The sequence below is a fragment of the Sporomusa sp. genome (genome assembly GCF_035561155.1).
Taxonomy (GTDB): Bacteria; Bacillota; Negativicutes; order Sporomusales; family Sporomusaceae; genus Sporomusa.
This window is the reverse complement of sequence record NZ_DATMYD010000142.1, coordinates 17,498-36,822: the sequence shown is the minus strand read 5'-3', so window position 1 is coordinate 36,822 and position 19,325 is coordinate 17,498. Positions and strand designations below refer to the sequence as shown.

At 42.6% G+C, this 19,325-nt stretch carries 16 protein-coding genes and 1 pseudogene; 13 read left to right on the top strand and 4 right to left on the bottom strand.

The annotated features are described in order from the left end of the window. Window positions 1–1,035: 1,035 nt before the first annotated feature. From VN447_RS18925 to VN447_RS18915, 3 genes are all read left to right on the top strand, one after another. Complete coding sequence (locus tag VN447_RS18925; protein WP_325527209.1) at window positions 1,036–2,340, top strand: dicarboxylate/amino acid:cation symporter; 1,305 nt, start codon at window positions 1,036–1,038, stop codon at window positions 2,338–2,340. 372 nt (window positions 2,341–2,712) lie between these two features. Next, window positions 2,713–3,708, top strand: coding sequence for a potassium channel protein (locus tag VN447_RS18920; RefSeq protein WP_325527207.1), 996 nt, complete (start codon window positions 2,713–2,715; stop codon window positions 3,706–3,708). Between the two features lie 153 nt (window positions 3,709–3,861). Beyond that, complete coding sequence (locus tag VN447_RS18915) at window positions 3,862–4,896, top strand: Gfo/Idh/MocA family oxidoreductase (protein WP_325527205.1); 1,035 nt, start codon at window positions 3,862–3,864, stop codon at window positions 4,894–4,896. Between the two features lie 181 nt (window positions 4,897–5,077). On the opposite strand, the gene VN447_RS18910 is transcribed toward VN447_RS18915, so the two are convergent. Then, entirely contained in the window at window positions 5,078–5,689 is a 612-nt protein-coding gene (locus VN447_RS18910) for a LysE family translocator (protein WP_325527203.1), read from the bottom strand. 154 nt (window positions 5,690–5,843) lie between these two features. Here VN447_RS18910 and VN447_RS18905 point away from each other — a divergent pair, with 154 nt between their 5' ends. After that, the gene (locus tag VN447_RS18905; protein WP_325527201.1) at window positions 5,844–7,172 is read left to right on the top strand and encodes a phenylacetate--CoA ligase family protein; all 1,329 of its coding nucleotides are present in this window, start codon (window positions 5,844–5,846) and stop codon (window positions 7,170–7,172) included. A 283-nt stretch (window positions 7,173–7,455) separates the two neighbouring features. Beyond that, on the top strand, window positions 7,456–8,352 hold the full coding sequence (gene rocF / locus VN447_RS18900; protein WP_325527199.1) for an arginase: 897 nt from the start codon (window positions 7,456–7,458) through the stop codon (window positions 8,350–8,352). A gap of 191 nt (window positions 8,353–8,543) precedes the next feature. On the opposite strand, the gene VN447_RS18895 is transcribed toward rocF, so the two are convergent. Beyond that, the gene (locus VN447_RS18895) at window positions 8,544–9,935 is read right to left on the bottom strand and encodes a PLP-dependent aminotransferase family protein (RefSeq protein WP_325527197.1); all 1,392 of its coding nucleotides are present in this window, start codon (window positions 9,933–9,935) and stop codon (window positions 8,544–8,546) included. Window positions 9,936–10,080: 145 nt separating this feature from the next. Here VN447_RS18895 and pdxK point away from each other — a divergent pair, with 145 nt between their 5' ends. Next, window positions 10,081–10,890, top strand: a complete 810-nt coding sequence (gene pdxK, locus VN447_RS18890) for a pyridoxine/pyridoxal/pyridoxamine kinase (protein WP_325527195.1) — start codon at window positions 10,081–10,083, stop codon at window positions 10,888–10,890. Between the two features lie 190 nt (window positions 10,891–11,080). Further along, the gene (locus VN447_RS18885; RefSeq protein ID WP_325527193.1) at window positions 11,081–11,614 is read left to right on the top strand and encodes an ECF transporter S component; all 534 of its coding nucleotides are present in this window, start codon (window positions 11,081–11,083) and stop codon (window positions 11,612–11,614) included. A 303-nt stretch (window positions 11,615–11,917) separates the two neighbouring features. On the opposite strand, the gene VN447_RS18880 is transcribed toward VN447_RS18885, so the two are convergent. Further along, on the bottom strand, window positions 11,918–13,105 hold the full coding sequence (locus VN447_RS18880; protein WP_325527191.1) for an MFS transporter: 1,188 nt from the start codon (window positions 13,103–13,105) through the stop codon (window positions 11,918–11,920). A 207-nt stretch (window positions 13,106–13,312) separates the two neighbouring features. On the opposite strand from VN447_RS18880, the gene VN447_RS18875 reads away from it, so the two are divergent. Further along, window positions 13,313–13,894 carry a TetR/AcrR family transcriptional regulator gene (locus VN447_RS18875; RefSeq protein ID WP_325527189.1) on the top strand — a complete coding sequence of 194 codons (582 nt, stop codon included), beginning with the start codon at window positions 13,313–13,315 and terminating at the stop codon, window positions 13,892–13,894. A gap of 307 nt (window positions 13,895–14,201) precedes the next feature. Here VN447_RS18875 and VN447_RS18870 read toward each other — a convergent pair whose 3' ends face one another. Then, complete coding sequence (locus tag VN447_RS18870; RefSeq protein ID WP_325527187.1) at window positions 14,202–15,107, bottom strand: LysR family transcriptional regulator; 906 nt, start codon at window positions 15,105–15,107, stop codon at window positions 14,202–14,204. Window positions 15,108–15,280: 173 nt separating this feature from the next. Between VN447_RS18870 and VN447_RS18865 the strand changes: the two genes are divergently transcribed. From VN447_RS18865 to VN447_RS18845, 5 genes and pseudogenes are all read left to right on the top strand, one after another. Beyond that, window positions 15,281–15,934: a CoA transferase subunit A gene (locus tag VN447_RS18865; protein ID WP_325527185.1), complete on the top strand. Its 654-nt coding sequence runs from the start codon at window positions 15,281–15,283 to the stop codon at window positions 15,932–15,934. A 1-nt stretch (window position 15,935) separates the two neighbouring features. After that, on the top strand, window positions 15,936–16,601 hold the full coding sequence (locus tag VN447_RS18860; protein ID WP_325527183.1) for a 3-oxoacid CoA-transferase subunit B: 666 nt from the start codon (window positions 15,936–15,938) through the stop codon (window positions 16,599–16,601). A gap of 91 nt (window positions 16,602–16,692) precedes the next feature. Continuing rightward, window positions 16,693–16,851, top strand: a pseudogene (locus VN447_RS18855) (acetyl-CoA C-acyltransferase); the annotation flags it as partial. A gap of 50 nt (window positions 16,852–16,901) precedes the next feature. Continuing rightward, on the top strand, window positions 16,902–18,239 hold the full coding sequence (locus VN447_RS18850) for an aspartate aminotransferase family protein (protein ID WP_325527181.1): 1,338 nt from the start codon (window positions 16,902–16,904) through the stop codon (window positions 18,237–18,239). 16 nt (window positions 18,240–18,255) lie between these two features. Continuing rightward, on the top strand, window positions 18,256–19,065 hold the full coding sequence (locus VN447_RS18845) for a 3-keto-5-aminohexanoate cleavage protein (RefSeq protein ID WP_325527179.1): 810 nt from the start codon (window positions 18,256–18,258) through the stop codon (window positions 19,063–19,065). Window positions 19,066–19,325: the final 260 nt, after the last annotated feature.

Sequence of the window (19,325 nt, the reverse complement as noted above, 5' to 3'; positions counted from 1 at the left end):
TAAATGTCAGAAGGAGACAGGTTTACTGCAATTTTAAGTAGCTGCCAGCGCTCAATTTGTTCAGTAATATACGGTAAAAATAAAACACCGCAAAGTAATAGCCAGTTAATATGGCTACTATTCTGCGGTGCTCATTTTTTTAGCAGATAGATTAGAAAGAAGCGTAGGGAAGCTCATTTCGCATCGCTTAAATGATTAGAGTACATGGGCAGGTCTTACTTGCTTAAATGTAGTTTCGCTGTTAGGTATGATACGGAGAACCGTATCATTGGTAACGGCGAGAAATACAATCATATAAGGCAGAATAGTCGGGGTCCTGCAAAATTATTTGCAGGACCTTTTTATATTGCAACGAGCCACCAGCAATTCTGGTGATAGGGGAAGAACACAAAAATCGATGGTGATAATGTCGTCTATACATAGATATCCTACTATTCAAAGGGGGGCAAGATTGCGAATCAAGGAATTGCTGAAGGGTAGTACTGTTATCTTGTTACGACTGACTCGACCATTCCCAAGAAAAAGGTGGAAAGGTCATTTTGCATTCCTCAAATACCAAAAAATGTATAATATTAACAGATGTTTGCAGAATTGTGTCTCTATAATGAATGTGGAGGCGAAGAATTATTGATGAGCTGAAAACATATATTAAAAGTGCACTAGAACAGCTTGATACACTTCAATATCAGATATTTGAAGAAGATAAGCGGCGTGTAAGAAATGACTTTAAACAAGATTATACGCGTGTAATATATTCTTCATCTTTCCGAAGGTCATAAATACATTATGTATTTTTTTTGTATAGCTGTAATTATTAGTTAATTATGAGTTATAATGGTAACATATACATTAATATATTCATCTAGGGAGTACTCCGAGTGCTTCACATGTGTAAGGGACGGGGCAATTTAGTTAAGCTGTTGGTTCGACACCAAATATGATCAAGGGGGCGAAGCGAAAAAGGGATCGAAGATTTTATTACACATCTATTTAAGAGAATTGTTCAAGAAGGTAGAATTTTAAAGGAGGAAGTTTATGAAACAGTATCAAAAACTATTATTAGGATTTATTTTGGGTGTTATTGCTGGAATCATTGCCTATTATAATCTACCTGAAAAAGCTTTTCCTTTCATGAAGACGTTTACTGATCTTTGTACCTTAACCGGTGCTGTCTTCCTAAAAATGATTTTCATGGTCGTTGTTCCGTTGTTGGTATCCGCCCTAATGCTTGGTGTTTACGAACTTGGTAAAGGCCGCAGCTTGGGAAAAGTCGCTGGAAAATCGTTAATGTATACTGTTGTTTTAAGCCTCATTGCAGTTTTTGTTGCCATTGCAATTACTAACGTTCTGCAGCCAGGTGTCGGCTTGCAGTTTGATAAGGAGCAGCTTGCAAAGAATCAGGCTGTTATCTCAATTAATAAAAACATGCAAATTGCAAAAGATAAACCTTGGACTCAATACATTACAGATTTAATTCCTCAGAACCCTGTTGATTCTGCTGCCAGAGCGTTTGGTGGCGAAATTATAGCTGTTATGGTCTTTGCATTGATGTTCGGATATGCTCTGAGCATATGTGTTAAAGATGAAGAACATGCCTTTATTAAGGTGCTTCAGGCAATTTATGACTGCTCGCTCAAAATCATCGACTGGGCAATGCAGCTTGCTCCTTATGGTATTTTTGCCATTGTATTTAACACTACCTACCGTATGGGTGCTAGCTTCCTGGGAAATGTTGCTTTATTTGCCGGCGTAGTTGTATTAAGCATATTAATTCAGCAATTTGTTGTATATGGTTTATTCCTTAAGATTTTCGCCAAAACAAGTCCCTTTAAATTCTTTAAGGGATGTCAAGATGCATATGTATATGCATTTTCAACTGCTTCTTCCAATGCTACACTGCCAATCGCTCTGGAGGTTGCAGAAAAATCGCTTAAACTTCCTACCAAAGTTTCACGTTTTGTTCTGACTTGCGGTGCTTCCGCCAACCAAAATGGTTCGGGATTATATGAAGGTGCTGTATTACTTTTCTTAGCTCAAGTTTTCGGAGTCGATTTAACACTCAGCCAACAGGTTGTTGTAGTTTTAACCGCAGTTTTGGGCGGTGTCGGAACAGCAGGCGTCCCTGGCGGTACTTTGCCGATAATCGCTATTCTATGTGTAAACGTTGGCGTGCCTGTTGAAGGCTTGGGCTTAATACTCGGCGTTGACAGATTCCTGGATATGTGCAGAACAACATTGAATGTATCTGGTGATCTGGTAATAGCTAAATTAGTAAGCACAGGTTTAACAGAAGAGCAATTAGCGGATGCGAATAATTCAACACCTAATATAAACATGTAAAAATTAAAAATGCTGTCTCAAAAGAGACAGCATTTTTATATTAGAGTCTGTTGCAAAATAAAAATCATTGCATGAAACTCCTATTTCGCGTATTAGTATTTACTTCCTATCAAAACACAGCATGTCTGTGGGAACATAGTTTGGTAAGTGTAAGTGCGAATGGTTTATATTTTACAAATTCGCCGTTACATATGTTACGGAGAACCGTATCATTGGTAACGGCGAAAAATGGCCTCAACCCTTGTAATGCGAGGGTTGAGGCTTCGTTATTGTCTCGTATGCTTAATTAAATAAATTTTTTGACGTATTGTAGAGGTATTGTTAAACTAAGATGGTAGAGTTAGGCGGCATCAGCTAAGCAGGGGAGATATTATGTATTTAGATCGCTTAAAATTATCACTTATTTTTTTTATTGGTATTTTGATAGTAGGTATTATAGGTTTTATGTTACTAGAGAATCTATCATTTTATGATGCTGCCTATTTTGCTGTGGTAACAATTGCCACCGTAGGGTTTGGTGATATTGTACCTAAAACACCGGCTGGCCGAATGTTTACTTGTCTATTTATTATTATTGGGGTAGGAATGGCTTATTACACTTTTACGTTAGTAATCAGTTTGTCGATAGAAGGACGGTTAAAAGATTTTTTTGGGAGGAAGGGTATGAATAGACGCATTGCAAGTTTAGATAATCATATTATTGTATGTGGCGCTGGCAAGGTAGGAAGAAATGTAATTCAGCGATTGCAGGATGAAGGACAGGCTTTTGTAGTTATTGAAAAAGATTTGTTAATCTATGAACAGTTATGTGAACAAAAGGTGCTAACCATTCATGGAGATTCTACAGTTGATGAAATATTGTTAGAAGCTGGCGTCAAAAGAGCGAAAGGCTTGATTACTGCATTGTCTCATGATGCAGATAATGTATACGTTACCCTCACCGGGAAAAGTCTCAATCCAGAGATGACGATTATAGCAAGAGCTGATAGAGCAGAAGCGGAAGAAAAGCTGCGCCGTGCGGGGGCTACCACAGTTATTTTCCCATCTGTTATGGGTGGGCGGCAGATGGTATCGGCTATGATTAAGCCTGTTATTATGGATTTTGTCGAAAATTTATTTTACAATCAAGAATTACATATGGATATCGCCGAAATTACGGTACATCGGGCTTCTTCATTAGTAGGGAAAAACTTCATTGAAAATGACATTAAAGGGCGATTTGACTCGATTGTAGTGGCCATCAAACGTGATAATCAGCTAATTACTAATCCGCAGGGAACACAAGTCATAAGCGCAGGTGATATTATGATTGTTCTTGGTCAGAGGACAACATTAAATAAATTGAATGAAGTTGCTTTAGCAGAATAGACAAATTCAAATGGGAATGAGTGATTCTGAGGGACTGTTCTATTGCTTCAGCAATAAGCACCTTACATTTGGGGACGGTTGAAATTGGCAGGCGTTTATAATTTTAGGGGAAGTAATATGTGTTAGCCCAAAAATGTAGGAATGCTAACTTGTGTGAGTCAAGGTGTTATAGAAAGTAGGGATACCGTTATGGTCCGTTTTGCAGTAATAGGAACGAATAAAATAACAGACAAATTTATAGCGGCGGCAAAGCGATGTAAAGAGTTTGAACTTGTAGCAGTTTATTCAAGAACGAAGGAAAGAGCAGTAGAATATGCCAGTAAGCATAATATTCGACTTACATATAGTGACCTAGACGAGTTGGCAGCAAGTAATGAAGTAGACGCTGTTTATGTGGCCAGCCCTAATGGTTTACATGCTGAGCAATCCATTAAGATGTTAAATAGTAAAAAACACGTGTTATGCGAAAAGACAATTGCTTCAAATAGAGAAGAATTAGAAGTAATGTTGAGAGCCGCTAACAATAATGGTGTTATTCTTCTGGAAGCAATGCGTTCTGTGTTTGATCCTGGATTTAACGCAATAGAAGCTGGTATGAGTAAGCTTGGAACAATTCGAAGAATTACGTTTCAATATTGCCAATACTCTTCCCGATACGATAATTTCAAAAAGGGCATTATTGAAAATGCATTCAATCCTGCTTTTGCAAATGGAGCGTTGATGGATATTGGGGTGTATTGTATTCATCCGTTGGTGAAACTCTTTGGTATGCCGCAAAAAATATGGGGTAATGCTGTTATTCTAAATAATGGAGTAGATGGCTCTGGAACTATTATGGTTAAATATGAGGGTATGCAAGGTGAATTAATATATTCCAAGATTACCAACTCGATATTGCCAAGCCAAATTCAAGGGGAAAAAGGCTGCATGATCATCAAGGAGATACAAGATCCAAGGGAAATTACTATTATTTATAATGATGGGAATAAAGAGGATATACCTGTTGATAAGTGTGATAACAATATGTACTACGAAGTAGAAGAATTGATTCGACTAATCAAAACCAAGTCAAATGCCCAGGAACATAATCAATATTCTCTTATGCAGCTTAGTGTCATGGACGAAGTAAGGAAGCAGATAGGAATTACCTTTCTTGCTGATTCTGCTATGAAGAGTCGGATGCCTTAATAGGGCAAGTCCGGTTCTGTGAGGGTTGCGCGCCGTGAGGTGCGCTTCTACTCGACTATGTATCCCATGGAGTGTTGTTATAGCCAGGCAAATTCAGGCCATAATGCGGGCTGAGGATTAAATAACGAATCTTCCGGGAATTGGCGTACGGGTATTTTCGCATAAACAGAAAGGGTTGGTCTTAAAGCTCAAAAAGCGAAGCAATACCCAGCAGAATAATGATACTGCCGGCAATCTTGTTAATCCGGCCTAAGGTGCCTGGCGTTACTTTGTTGCAGAAAAGATGCGCTATACCTGTGAGCGTGATCCACCAGAGTGTTGATCCTATAAAAACACCGAAAGCGGCTAAAACTGTTGTAAAAAAATCAGTTACTAGTACAGCAATACCTAAGGAAGAGAATACGGCAATAAAAACAAAAACAGTAATGGGATTGGTCAGGGTAAGGAGAAAAATACCTGCAAAAAGTCTGAACAGGTTAGGGGGTTCTTTTTCAAGTGTAAGGTCTTGCGGTGTAGCGCGAAGTGTTCTTAGTCCCAGATAGATGATAAATACACCGCCTCCCCAGCGAAAGGCTGTATGATAACGAGAAATAAAATCAGTGATAAAACTCAACCCTGCTGCTGCTGCATAGCCGTATAAAGTATCAGCAAGTGCTGCTCCAATACCTACCGTTAGCCCGGTTATATACCCGTAGGTTAATGTGCTCCTGATGCAGATAAGATTGACCGGACCGATAGGCGCGGCTAAGAAAAAGCCACTGAGGATGCATTTTATAAGCAGTACATAGTCCATAGTAGGTCTCCTGATAAAAGATTCCATAACAGTTTTAGTGAAAAACGGTGCAAATATACTTTGAAACTCACCGGATGTATAAGGATTGCCGGTCAGGACATAACTATAAGCAACTGTTGCACTACATTTTTAGCGAGTTTATAGGAGTATGCTCATGATTGCAGAGGTTATTGACAAAGCGCTGCGGCGTTTTGAGGATCGCAACTCCCGGCCGGCGGTGGTTAAAAGAGCAGGTGAATCTTTGCGCCATCTGGTGAGAAAAGGTCTGAATCCGGAGATACTTACTACCATTCAGGAACGGCGGCTGCGGGATACAATAGCTTATGTCGGTTCGCATTCACCTTTTTACCGGCGTACATTTAGCGAATGCGGTCTGCGTCCGGCAGATATACGAACAACTGCTGCTTTACAAAAGCTCCCATTTACCACTTCGAAAGATATCCTGCAATGGCAGGATTTTCTTTGCGTGTCTGAAGAAAAATTGGCTGCGGTTTATACTACCTCAGGTACAACCGGTGAGCCCAAAAGAGTGTACTATACCTTCCGGGAAATTCAGATGCTGTCTAATCTTTACGGTATGGCAATTCGCATTGCTCATACTGGCAGACTGGTTGCCCTGATTGCGATGCCTATTGGCCATGGGTTGTGGATCGGCGGTGCCAGTGTCCAGCGCGCGGTGGAACGGGCAGGAGGGTTACCGCTCAGTGTTGGTGCTGATAACCCCAAAGAAACACTAAAATGGATGCGGCGCTTTTCACCTAACGTAGTATTCTCATCGCCGTCCTATATGACTGCCCTGACCCGGGAAGCACAGCAGTCCGGCTATCACAGCGTGATTGATAAAATTATACTTGCCGGCGAAGTATTAACCCCGGCTCAAAAAGAATTGTTTGCTGACTATTGGCAGGCAGCGGTCTTCGATAGTTATGGTTCAACAGAAATTGGCAGTGCGCAAACCATTGCTTTGCCCGAATGTACTGCCTTTCATCTAAATGATTTACATCTAATAACTGAGATTGTTGATCCTGTGACCGGTAAGCTGGCTGATGAAGGGGAACTAGTCTTTACCACAATCCGCCGGGAAGGAATGCCTTTAGTGCGGTACCGTTCAGGAGACAGAGCGCGCTGGGCCGAATGCGGATGCTGGCTGCCGTTGAGAGCGGTCAGCATCAAAGGGCGCACGGATGATATGATTGTTGCTGGTGACATGAATCTGTACGGGCGGGTAATTGCCGATGCCATAGGAAAAGTTTCCGGCACTACCGGCAGAGTGGCGTTACTGGTAGAGAAAGCTGGCCTAGCCGATAAATTAACGGTCAAAGCCGAGGGAACCCCTGATAAGGAATTAGTGAAAGAAGCCTTAATCGCTGCCTACCCGCAGCTGGCCGTTAACTCAGAAAACGGGAGTTTGTGCATGGCTGTTGAAGTAGTAAGTGAGCTTGGTTCACAGATTAAAAATCTAAAAATAATGGATTTACGCTGATTTGACTGCCCCAACGTTTGCGGCTGAGGCCTAGTCTCATTTAGAGTGTTTTTGCAGCGCAATGAGGGCGGTCTAAATTGCTTTTTTTTCTGCACCGATAGACCCGATACGGAGAACCGTATCATTGGTAACGGCGAAAAATATAGAGAACTCCTGCCAGATCTGTGGATTTGGCAGGAGTTTTATATTTACTGGTAAATTTCATATCTATGGATATTGAAGTTATTTATTTGAGGTCTGGGGATGCAGTGTTTAATTATCAGTAAATAGAAGAGGTAGATTTATGAGAAAAATTACAGTTGTTGGGGCACCTATGTGGCTCGGTCAGTCTGAGTTTGGGACTCAATTAGGACCCGAGGCAATTCGCTCAGCTGGACTCATGAAGTACTTACAGTCAAGCCGTATTGACATCATTGATGCTGGGAATTTGGACATTAAGATTAAAGAGCCATGTTGCCGTACTAACGATATCTATTGTAAAGTAAGAAATTTGGAAGATGTTCGAGATAGTGTGGAACTTCTGGCTTCAAAAGTTTCAGAAGTTGTTGGTGGGGGAAGGTTTCCTCTCATTTTAGGCGGCGATCACAGTATTGCTATTGGAAGTTTAGCTGGCATTGCAAAGCATTATCGAAATTTAGGCGTTATCTGGTATGATGCTCATGCCGATAGCAATACAGTAGAAACATCACCTAGTGGGAATATCCAGGGGATGCCGTTAGCGGCAAGTATAGGGGCAGGGCATCTAGATTTAATTGAGGTTGGTGGATATAGAAATAAGGTCAAGGCGGAGCATATTGTACTAATTGGAGTGCGTGATATAGATCCAGGGGAAAGAGAATTCATCGATAAAAAGCAAATAAAAATTTTTACGGCAGAAGATGTACATAGAATAGGCATAAATAATGTTATTGATGAGACTGTTTCGTACCTGACCTCAAAATGTGATGGTATCCATCTGAGTTATGATTTGGATGTGATTGATCCAAGTGATAGTCGTGGCGTAGGGACGCCTGTAGATTGTGGAATATATCTTGAGCAAAATATTGAAGCAATGAAACTACTGGCGAGATACAATGTAATTACTTCGGCTGAATTTGTAGAAGTAAATCCTTTGTTAGATAAAGATGGAAGGACTGTGGCAGCTACTGTTGCATTAATACGAGCTTTACTTACGAATTGAGTAAAAGTGAAAATTGACTTTTTAATTCCAAAACAAAAAATTAGGTAGACGTAGCCGTAGACATTACGGAACCCCTACGTCTACATTTTTTTGATTTGGGGGAAGTCTTATGAAGGGGAAAAAGAGTTATATTTGACTGCTAAACTGAAAGCCACTTGCCATTCGACAGGTATTGAGGCCATCATTAAAGTTTAAAACCAGGCCTCTTTCAGTAAACTGATTGCTGTTGGCATTTCGGTAGCAGGAATCTTAGAAAAATATAAGATAATTTGGGAAGGCGTAACCGGAGCCTCGCCCAGATAATAATCCTGCAAGAGGGCGATCCGGCACCCTTTTACCAGCGCTCTGTCGTACAGCTCCTTTGGCGTTAAGTCGGATTTTACGGTCAGAACCATATGGAGGCCCGACTCCGTTTCATTGATTTCAACCCGTTTGCCAAATATGGTTCGAATATTGTCCAGGAATAGAGCGTGCTTCTCATTATAAAGGTTTCTGAGCCGGCGGATTTGCCGCTCTAAATGACCGTCGGCCATGTAGCGAGCCAGAGCCAGTTGTTCAACGGTGGACGTCGCCTGATTGTACAGCGACGCTCTTTTCTGGTAATTTTCCAGCAGCCGGTCTGGCAGCACCATATAACTGATCCGAATGGAGGGGGGGATTACCTTAGAAAAAGATCCCATATAAATTACCGCCCCTTCGGTATCCAGTCCCTTCAGCGCCGGAAGGGGCCGTCCAAAATAACGAAACTCACTGTCGTAATCATCTTCGATAATGGTTGCCCCCGTTTGTCCGGCCCAGTTTAAAAGTCTTTTCCGCTCGCCGATCGGCATAATATAGCCGGTGGGAAACTGATGGGACGGCGTTACATAAACAAGTCGCGCACCGCTGCCAGCCAGTTCGTCGGTATCGATACCCTCCCGCCTGAGGCTGACCGGAATAATTCGAAAGCCGCGATCCTCCCAAATCCGCCGGCCGATTTTAAAACCAGGTTCTTCAAAGGCTATGCCATCATGATCAGGCTTCAGAATACTGGCCAGCATATTTAGCAGACTTTGCACGCCCGGCCCGATAATGACCTGCTCGTGATGGCAATTCACTCCCCGGGAGCGGATATAACCGACAATCTGACGGCGAAGTTCCGTCTCGCCTTGGAGGTCGCCATAACGCATAAGACGGTTTTGATCCATAAAAGCTTTATTGATATAACGCTTCCACAGGACGAAGTCAAAGCCCTCCATATCCATTTCGCCGCTGGCAAGATCGTATCTGAGCGGAGCTTCAACAGTACTCTTCGCCGGTATTGCGACATGAGGCACCGGATCGGGCCAGGAGCTTTCGACAAATCTGTTGACCGAATAACGCGTCCGGTTACCGTTTTTGATATATCCCTCGCAAAGTAGCTGCTGATAAGCTTTTTCGACTGTGATCTTGCTAATGGACAAGCTGTCGGCAAGCCAGCGGATGGAAGGAATTTTATTGCCTTCCTTCAGATTGTTTTGTTCTATTTCGGCGCGAAAATGGCGGTAAAGCTGCATATATAAAGGTTCTTTGCTTGCGTGGTCGAGCAGTATCAATTTAGGCATTTTTTTTTACCCCTAATCTGTACTTGTTTAAAATATGAATTCTGTATATTTTAATAGTATCAGATTTATTCTATAATACAACCATGTTTTGTAAAAAAATCTAATCAAAAGCCACCATTTTAGGTTGACGGGAGGATTTTTCGAAATGAAAGTACCTAAGGCACTCACTATAGCCGGATCAGATACGAGCGGCGGCGCCGGCTTGCAGGCCGACATCAAAACTTTTCAGGAGTTTGGCGTATATGGCATGACGGCAATCACCGTGCTTGTTGCCCAAAACCCTGCCAATAAATGGGCTCATGATGTTTATCCGTTATCGCTCGAAGCTTTGGAAGCCCAAATCAATACCGTACTCGGCGGTATCGGCGTAGACGCCATGAAGACCGGCATGCTGGGCACCGTTGAGATTATTTCGCTTGTTGCCAGAAAACTTGACGAGTACCAGGTAAAAAATATCGTAATTGACCCGGTCATGATCTGTAAGGGCACCGATGAAGTACTGCATCCGGAATCAGCAGTTGCCATAAGCCAGCAGCTTGCTCCGCGGGCCACCGTTATTACCCCCAATGTGTTTGAAGCCAGCCAGTTGAGCGGTGTTCGCATTCAGTCCGTAGATACAATGAAAGAGGCGGCCGTTAAAATTTACGCCCTCGGTTCCAAGTACGTTCTGATCAAGGGCGGCGCCAAGCTGGGTACGGATAGTGCGATTGACATATTGTATGATGGCAAGGAATTTACCATTTTTGAAACGCCGAAAATTAATACAGATTACACGCATGGTGCCGGCTGCACCTATGCCGCAGCTATTACGGCCGGACTGGCCCAAGGTTTATCGGTGCCGGACGCAGTCGCCCAGGCTAAAAAATTTGTTACACAGGCCATCCAGCATGGGTTTCCGATAAACTCCTACGTGGGTCCGACCTATCACGCCGCCCACCGTCTTGCTAGAGCTTAAATGCAAACAAAAAGGGACGCTCTTCTGGGGAACGTCCCTTTTTTATAACAATATGATGTACTGCCGAAGAATCAGAAGTATACTAAAAGGCGCGAATTCAGGAACATAAACAATTGATGTGCTGAGCATCTGATTTCAGCGGCGATAGTAAAGTTAAGATTTAAGAAGATAGGAAAGGTGGAAAAAAGGTATGGAACAACGGTCCTTAAGTCAAACAAAACTACTAGTCTATGCAGCACTCAGCATTGCTCTCGTTTTTATTTGTACGGTATTTGTAAATGTTCGTCTTCCCATTGCCGCTAATGGTGGTTTAATTCACTTGGGGAATGTGCCTCTATTTATTATCGCCATTCTTTACGGGCGCTGGTTAGGAGCTTTGGCGGGAGGAATCGGCATGGCTCTTTTTGATGTGGTGGGCGGCTGGTTTTTATGGGCGCCCTTTACCCTGATCATTGTCGGGCTCATGGGGTATACGGTCGGCGCTATTTGCGAAAAGAACCAGACTCTCAAGGCTTATGTCCTGGCTTTGGCGGCGGCTTGTATCATTAAGGTAGTTGGTTATTATGGTGCCGAAGGGATTATTTATGGCAATTGGCTCGCACCGATGACATCGATACCTGGTAACCTCGTTCAGATCAGCGTGGCGTCAGCAATTGTGCTACCTGTAGTGGCCAAGTTGAGAAAGCACGCAGCCGTTTTTTCCTGGGCAGGAAGCCACAGATAAAAAAGTTACTGTATCTTAATACAGATTACACGCATGGCGCCGGCTGCACCTATGCCTCAGCTATTACGGCCGACTGGCCCAGGGTTTACCGGTGCCGGACGCAGTCGCCCAGGCTAAAAAGTTCGTTACACAGGCCATCCAGCACTCGCTGATGACCAAAATAATTTCACTGTTATACCCGATACGGAGAACCGTATCATTGGTAATAGCGAAAGATGGCCTCAACCCTTGTAGAATCAAGGGTTGAGGCCGTTTTCCACTCTGCAAAAATAAATGATCAGATGTTTTCTTATTTTTATACGTTCAATTATTTTTCTCGGTGAAATAATATAATAATGCTCCAGCTGGCATACTTAGTCCAAGAATTGATGCCAACATCCAGCCGCCATAAGCATATGCCCAGCCGCCTAGCGCTGATCCGATCGCTCCGCCAATAAAGAAAACAGCCATAAATACTCCGTTTACGCGCCCACGTATTTCGCTGCCGAGAGAATAAATCGCACGCTGGCTGAGAACGAGATTGCCGGATACTGCCATATCTAAGGTAATGGCTGCAATGACCAGCATCGCTAAAGCGATCGCTGAAGAATCTTCAAATATATGTGTAAGAAAAAAGGATAGAATCGCAATGACAATAGCCAAACCTGTCAATTGTTTTGTCCAGCCCTTATCGGCCAATCGTCCTGCGATAGGAGCAGCTATGGCACCGGCCACACCGGCAAGGGCGAATAAGGCAATGCCCTGCTGTGACAATAGAAAATGACTGGCTAGCCATAAAGGGATTACCGTCCAAAACAGACTGAAAGCACCAAACAAGCAAGCCTGATAGAACGCACGGCGGCGTAAAACAGCTTTCGTTTTAAAAAGTGACCATAAGGAGCTAATTAAATTACCATAATTCATAGTAGGTAAGGGCTTGCGTTCAGGAAGAGCGAAAGCCAACAGAACAGCCAATATGGCCGTAATGGCGGCAGAGAGAATAAAGACTGCCTGCCAGCCCCAAAGGTCAGTCACAAAGCTAGCTATTGGACGGGCAAGCATGATTCCGAGCAGTAGCCCGCTCATTACATTGCCTACCACCTGGCCGCGCCGCTCTTCGGTTGCCAAGTGGGCTGCATAGGGCACCAGGATTTGTGCTGCCACTGAACCTAGCCCGATAAACATTGCCGCGATAAGGAAAAATAACGCGTTGTGGGTAAAGGCTGCTGCGACTAATGCGCAAATCACGACTACTAATGTAGATACAACTAATCGACGATTTTCGATGAGATCACTAAGGGGAACAATAAATAATAGGCCGACTACATAGCCAATTTGAGTTAGTGTTACGATTAATCCTGCTGATGCTAAAGGAAGGTGGGTATCGGTACTGATAGGACCAACTAAAGGTTGTGCATAGTAAAGATTAGCAACAATTACCCCGCATGCAATGGCTAACAGAGCCGTAATCCAGTTTGGAATTTGAGTAGTTTTTGACTGTACGTTATTCATATGACAATCCCCCGCCTTAGATGTTTTTACGTTCAGTATTTTTACTTAAGTTACAACATAAAATACTGAACGTATAGTTTCGTTATGTTTTAATTATAAACTGAACGTTTAGTATTGTAAAGATATATTTTATTTTCTTGTGAAAAAATATTTAGTATAATGTACGTATAGTTTTAGTTGAAAAAATATAAAGTGGGGTGTATTTTATTGGAAAAGAAAAAAGGGCGTCCGCGTAACGCCGCAACGGAAAAAGCTATTCTTGCTGCCGCATATGATTTGCTGCTGGAAAATGGCTTTGGAACTGTAACTGTTGAAAAGATTGCTGAACGGGCCAAGGTTAGTAAAGCCACTATTTATAAATGGTGGCCCAATAAAGCTGCCGTTGTTATGGATAGCTTTCTATCTGCTGCTATGTCAAGGCTTCCCGTACCAGATACAGGCGCCGTAATAAATGATATAGTTATTCAGGTTACCAATTTAGCTAGGTTTTTAACCAGCCGGGAAGGAAAAGTAATCAATGAATTAATTGCAGAAGGACAATTTGATTTAAAGCTGGCAGCGGAATATCGATTGAGATATTTTAATCCTCGCCGACTTGATTCACGGCGCATTTTAGAACGGGGAGTGCAAAGAGGAGAGTTAAAGAAGGATGTAGATCTTGAATTATGTATTGACTTAATTTATGGTCCGCTTTTCTATCGTTTATTAGTTACCGGGGAAACTTTAGATGAAGCTTTTATTGAAACTTTGATAAATTATGCGTTTGAAGGGATTAAGTTACGAAAATGAAGATGGTGGCCTCAACCACATAATACAGGGTTGAGGTTATTTTCTTTTTTGGGGGTGCATGAGGGTGGAATCAAACATTGGCTATTTCATCATCCGAGGAGTCCTGATGGATATGCAGGAAGAGTTAGCCGCCAAACCTGCGAATGCGACCAGGGTCTTAATAGTATAAAACGGTGAAAAACGTAAAGGGGACCGTATTGAAACTCTATAGTTTCAACGGTCCCGATTTCTTGGTTATTGCGAGTGCTTTAAATAATATCGGTTCCTACCAGCCCGATAGACACGTTTGAGCCTAACTAACCCAGGTTTATATCGATTGATGGAAATGATCTGGTATATTCATCGAGCAGCAGAGGTTCAAAAATGCTTTCATGGGCGGTGTAATCCATTTTTCCTGGTGGTAAATCAATTGCGTTTTTACTTCGAATTTCGGGCCGGTCCAATTAAGCTCGACCAGTTTTCCACTTGCCAAATCGTCACTGACGGAGATCTTAGGCAGGATTGTAACACCTAAGCCACAGCTGGTGCATTGCTTAATTGCGCCGACACTGGACAGTTCCATGATGGATTTGGGCTTTACGTTTTGTTTATTTAACATCGCTAATATAAGAGGCCGATAGCCGCAACCAGGCAAGGTAAGAATCAGGCATTCCTCAATAAGATCATACGGCTTTATTTTTTGCTTTTGGGCCAGAGGATGAAGCGGACTAGCTACCATTGTTAAAGTTTCATTGTGCAGCGTCTGCACGGTGAGCTCAGGTGTTTTAATTTTGTTGGTAAGTACCATGGCGATATCAATATTGTTAGCTTTGATTGATTCAACAAAGTTATCGCAACTGTCTGTTTGGACCCTCAATTCTACGAGCGGGTAGAGTTTATGGTACTGGGTCAGTATTTGGGGAAGCCGGTAGACACAAAGGGTTTCGGCAGCGCCAATACTTAGAATGCCGCGAAACACGTCAGGTGCAAACTCTCCTTTGGCCTTTTCGCATAAAAGGAGAATCTGATTGACATTTTCTAAGAATTTTTTACCTTCATTCGTCAATTGAATTCCTCGCCCAAGACGCTCAAAAAGCTTCACTTGCAATGTCTCTTCAAGCTGGCGAATTTGACCGGTGATATTTGACTGTGCATAGCCGAGTTTTGTGCCTGTTTTTGTGAAATTAAGTGTTTTGGCAGCCGTACTGAATATTTGCAGTTGGCGTAATTCCATACAAACCTCCGCTTGAAACAATCGGTCAGAGTGATCATATCGATACAAAATAATCATTTTTTATATGATTAGCTACATGATATACTACAGAAAAAAATATGTCTACATTTTTTGCATAGGATAATAAACTATTTTCTTTGCCCAAAAACACCAGTACGTTTGGAGGAAGATCTATGGCAAAGTTTTGCACAGCAAGTGAAGCGGTAAAATGTGTCTGTGATGGAATGTCAGTTATGGTAGGTGGCTTTTTGGCTGTAGGAACACCGGAGAACCTGTTAGATGCTTTGGTAGATCATGGAGCAACCAATTTAACTCTAATTGCTAATGATACTGCATTTCCCGGCAAAGGCGTTGGTAAACTCCAGGATCATCGCCGGTTGTCAAAAGTGTACACATCCTATGTGGGAGCACATCCAGATTTCAGCCGCTGTATGGCAAACGGTGAGGTAGAGGTGGTATTAACTCCACAAGGAACACTAGCAGAACAAGTTCGCACAGCAGGGGCAGGGTTAGGCGGTTTTTTGACGCCGACCGGAGTAGGAACAGTGGCTGCTCAGGGCAAGCAGGAAATCAGTATAGCGGGTAAAACCTACCTTCTCGAATTGCCGTTAGCGGCTGATGTAGCGTTGATAAAAGCATATAAGGCTGATGAAAGCGGCAATTTAATATACCGTCGTAGCGCTAAAAATTTTAATCCTTTGATGGCTACAGCAGCAAAGGTTGTTATTGCGGAAGTGGAAGAAATCGTTCCTGTGGGCAGTATAGATCCTGATCAGGTAATGACATCGGGAATTTTTGTAGATTACCTGGTCAAAGGAGGAAAATAGCATGGCGGGTAGAGATGGACGCGCTGCAATAGCTAAGCGTGTAGCCAGGGAGTTCGGTAATGATGATGTAGTTAATTTAGGCATTGGGCTGCCAACTTTGGTAGCAAACTTTTTGCCACCTGGCGTTTCAATTGTTCTGCAATCGGAAAATGGTTTTTTAGGGTTAGGGACAGAACCTGATCCAGGTATGGAAGATAAAGACTTGGTCAATGCCGGCGGTAAATATGTAAGCATCTTACCGGGTGGTAGTTGCTTTGATAGCGCAACCTCATTCGGCATTATTCGCGGGGGACATGTGGATACCACGGTACTGGGGGCCTTAGAGGTAGATGAGCAAGGCAACTTAGCTAATTGGATGGTACCGGGAAAAAAGGTTACGGGTATGGGCGGCGCAATGGATTTAGTAGTAGGTGCAAAAAAGGTTATCATTGCCATGGAGCACGTGAATAAAGATGGTTCGCCTAAAATTGTGAAGGAATGTACTATGCCTCTAACAGCTAAAGGTGAAGTAGACTTGATTGTAACCGATATGGCCGTAATCGCGGTTCAGCCTGACGGTCTTCATCTTCTGGAAATAGCCCAAGACACAACTGTGGAAAAGGTTATTGCGGCCACAGACGCAAAACTGATTTTACCGGAAGGTGAGATCCCGACATTTGGTCCCTAAACATTCATTGTCGCTAGCGATGGTCTATATTACTAGGAGGTGCTTATAGTATAGGAGTGCTAAAGTTGTCACCGCAGAAAGTAAATTCGACGGTGGGGCAATTGCCTTAGGCCATCCTATTGGTGCCAGCGGGGCATGTATTCTGGTCGCTTTTACATGCTATGGAAAACAGAGGGTAAAGCGTGGATTAGCCATCTTATGTATTGGCGGAGGGCAAGGGGTTGCCACAATAGTCGAACAGGCAAGTTGATTCTCTAAATTTGCCGCAAACCGAATATTTTAATGAAGGGTGAAGGAAAAATGAGCAATGTTTTCTATCGTGCTGTTAATAAAAAACTACTAGAGGTAGATCGCGGAGAGGGAATTTATTTATATGACACTGATGGTAACAAATATATCGACGCTTGTGCAGGTGCTGCTGTTTCCAATTTAGGTCACGCTCACCCTGTTATTCTCGAAGCTATGATGGAGCAGGCTAAAAAAGTTGCGTTTAGCCATTTGTCCCGTTGGACTTCTAAGCCTATCCAGGAAGTTGCCGATTTAGTAGCCGAACTAGCGCCCGGCTCTTTAAATAAGCTATATTTAGTATCAGGTGGCTCTGAGGCAACTGAATCAGCTTTAAAAATGGCTAGAGGTTACTTTGTCGAACGCGACGGGCAAAGCTCAAAATACCGCATTATCTCCCGTTGGAAGAGTTTTCATGGTAATACCATAGGCTCGCTATCTATGACTGGCGATAAACGCCGTAAAAAATATACACCGCTACTGCTAAACTTCCCGCATATTGCACCGGCTTACTGTTATCGTTGTCCCTTTGGTAAGTGCCAAGAAACTTGTCAGGTGGATTGTGCCCACGATTTGGAGCAGGCAATAAAAATGGAAGGAGCAGAGTACGTAGCAGCCTTTATTGCTGAGCCAGTGGGCGGGGCAGCTTGTGGTGCCATTGTCCCACATAAAGACTACTTTAAAATCATTCGTCAGATATGTGACCATTATGATATTTTACTCATAGACGACGAAGTTATGGCCGGTTTTGGCCGGACAGGAACCATGTTCAGCATCGAAGACTTTGGCGTAGTTCCTGATATGATTTGTGTCGCTAAAGGTATGAGTGCTGGATATTCACCGCTAGGAGCTGTTATTGCTAAAGACGAAATTTATAATACTTACAAAAATGGTTCAGGAATTTTTGTCCATGGACATACTTATGGTGGCAATCCTTTATCAGCTGCCGTAGCCTTAGCAGTAGTTAAAACTTTAATAAAAGATAACATAGCTGCTAATTCCCGCACTGTTGGAGAATATCTGCTAAAAGAGCTTAAAGAAAAACTGCTTCCCTTCTCTTTTGTGGGAGATGTACGTGGTAAAGGACTTATGCTCGGCGTAGAAATTGTTAAAGATAAAGCTACTAAGGAACCTTATCCGGTAGCTATGGGCATGGCTGAAAAACTAACAGTTACTTTAGTAAAACATGGAGTTATCGTTTATCCGGGCAATGGTAATGCTGACGGTGTTAACGGTGATCAGTTCCTATTAGCTCCGCCACTGATGATTACGAAAGATCAGGCAGATGAACTTGTTGAAAAAATGGTAGCCGGATTTAAAGAGTTTGATAAAAATATCGGATCGATTAAGTAGGAGAAGAGTTGATATTGTGGAAAAGTTAATTATAACCATTGCGCCTACCGGGAATGTTCCAACTAAATTTATGACGCCTCATGTTCCGGTGACACCGTCTGAAATAGCCAATGACATAATTTCTTGCCAGAAGGCCGGAGCAGCTGTTGCCCATATTCACGCCAGAGATGAACGGCAAGTTCCTACCACAGATATTAAATACTTTGCAGAAATAGTTCGCCTGTTGGATGCCGCGGGCTGTTCCATTATTAAACAGATTTCCACAGGGGCACGGGGTGGCAAATCAGGTGAAGCCCGGGCCGAATCATTGGTCTTGCAGCCTCAATCTGCAAGCCTAGCGACAGGTTCTTCGAATTTCCCCGCCAGTGTTAATGCAAATGACCCAGGGCTTGTGGAATATATGGCTAAAATCATGCTGGATAAAAGTATTAAACCGGAGATTGAAGTTTTTGATACAGCAATGATTCATAATGCTGTAAATTTACAAAAGGCAGGATTATTAAAAGGACCGCTGCTATTTAATTTAGTGTTGGGAGTCAAAGGCTCTTTGCCGGCCACAGCCAAAAACTTATTCTTCCTTGTGGAAAGTCTACCGGCAGATGCAGTATGGAGCGTTTCAATCATTGGACCACAGCACGTAAATTTGTCTACTGTTGCTATTGCTTTGGGCGGGCATGTTCGTGTTGGTATTGAGGATAATATTTATTATACTAAAGGCGTTTTAGCAACTAATGTTTCTATGGTAGAAAGAATTGTTAACATAGCCCAAAGTGTTGGACGGGAGTTGGCTACGCCAGAAGATGTCTTGAAGATTTGGGGTGCTTGAAGATAGTACATTACATGGATTTTTATCCCATGACCATGATAACAATGAATAATAATGACTTATTTAAGTATGGTTTTCCGAAAAGAATGATGCTGCAATGAGGGTGTTCTCTATGCAGACACAGCCACCATCAGACTGTGTGAAAAGCAGCTATATTTAGATACGAAAATATCCAAATATGATAAAATATAGGTGTGAAGTAAAATATCAACCGTAATGGTGCAGTTCATCAGAATGCAGAATAAGTAAAAAATGACCCG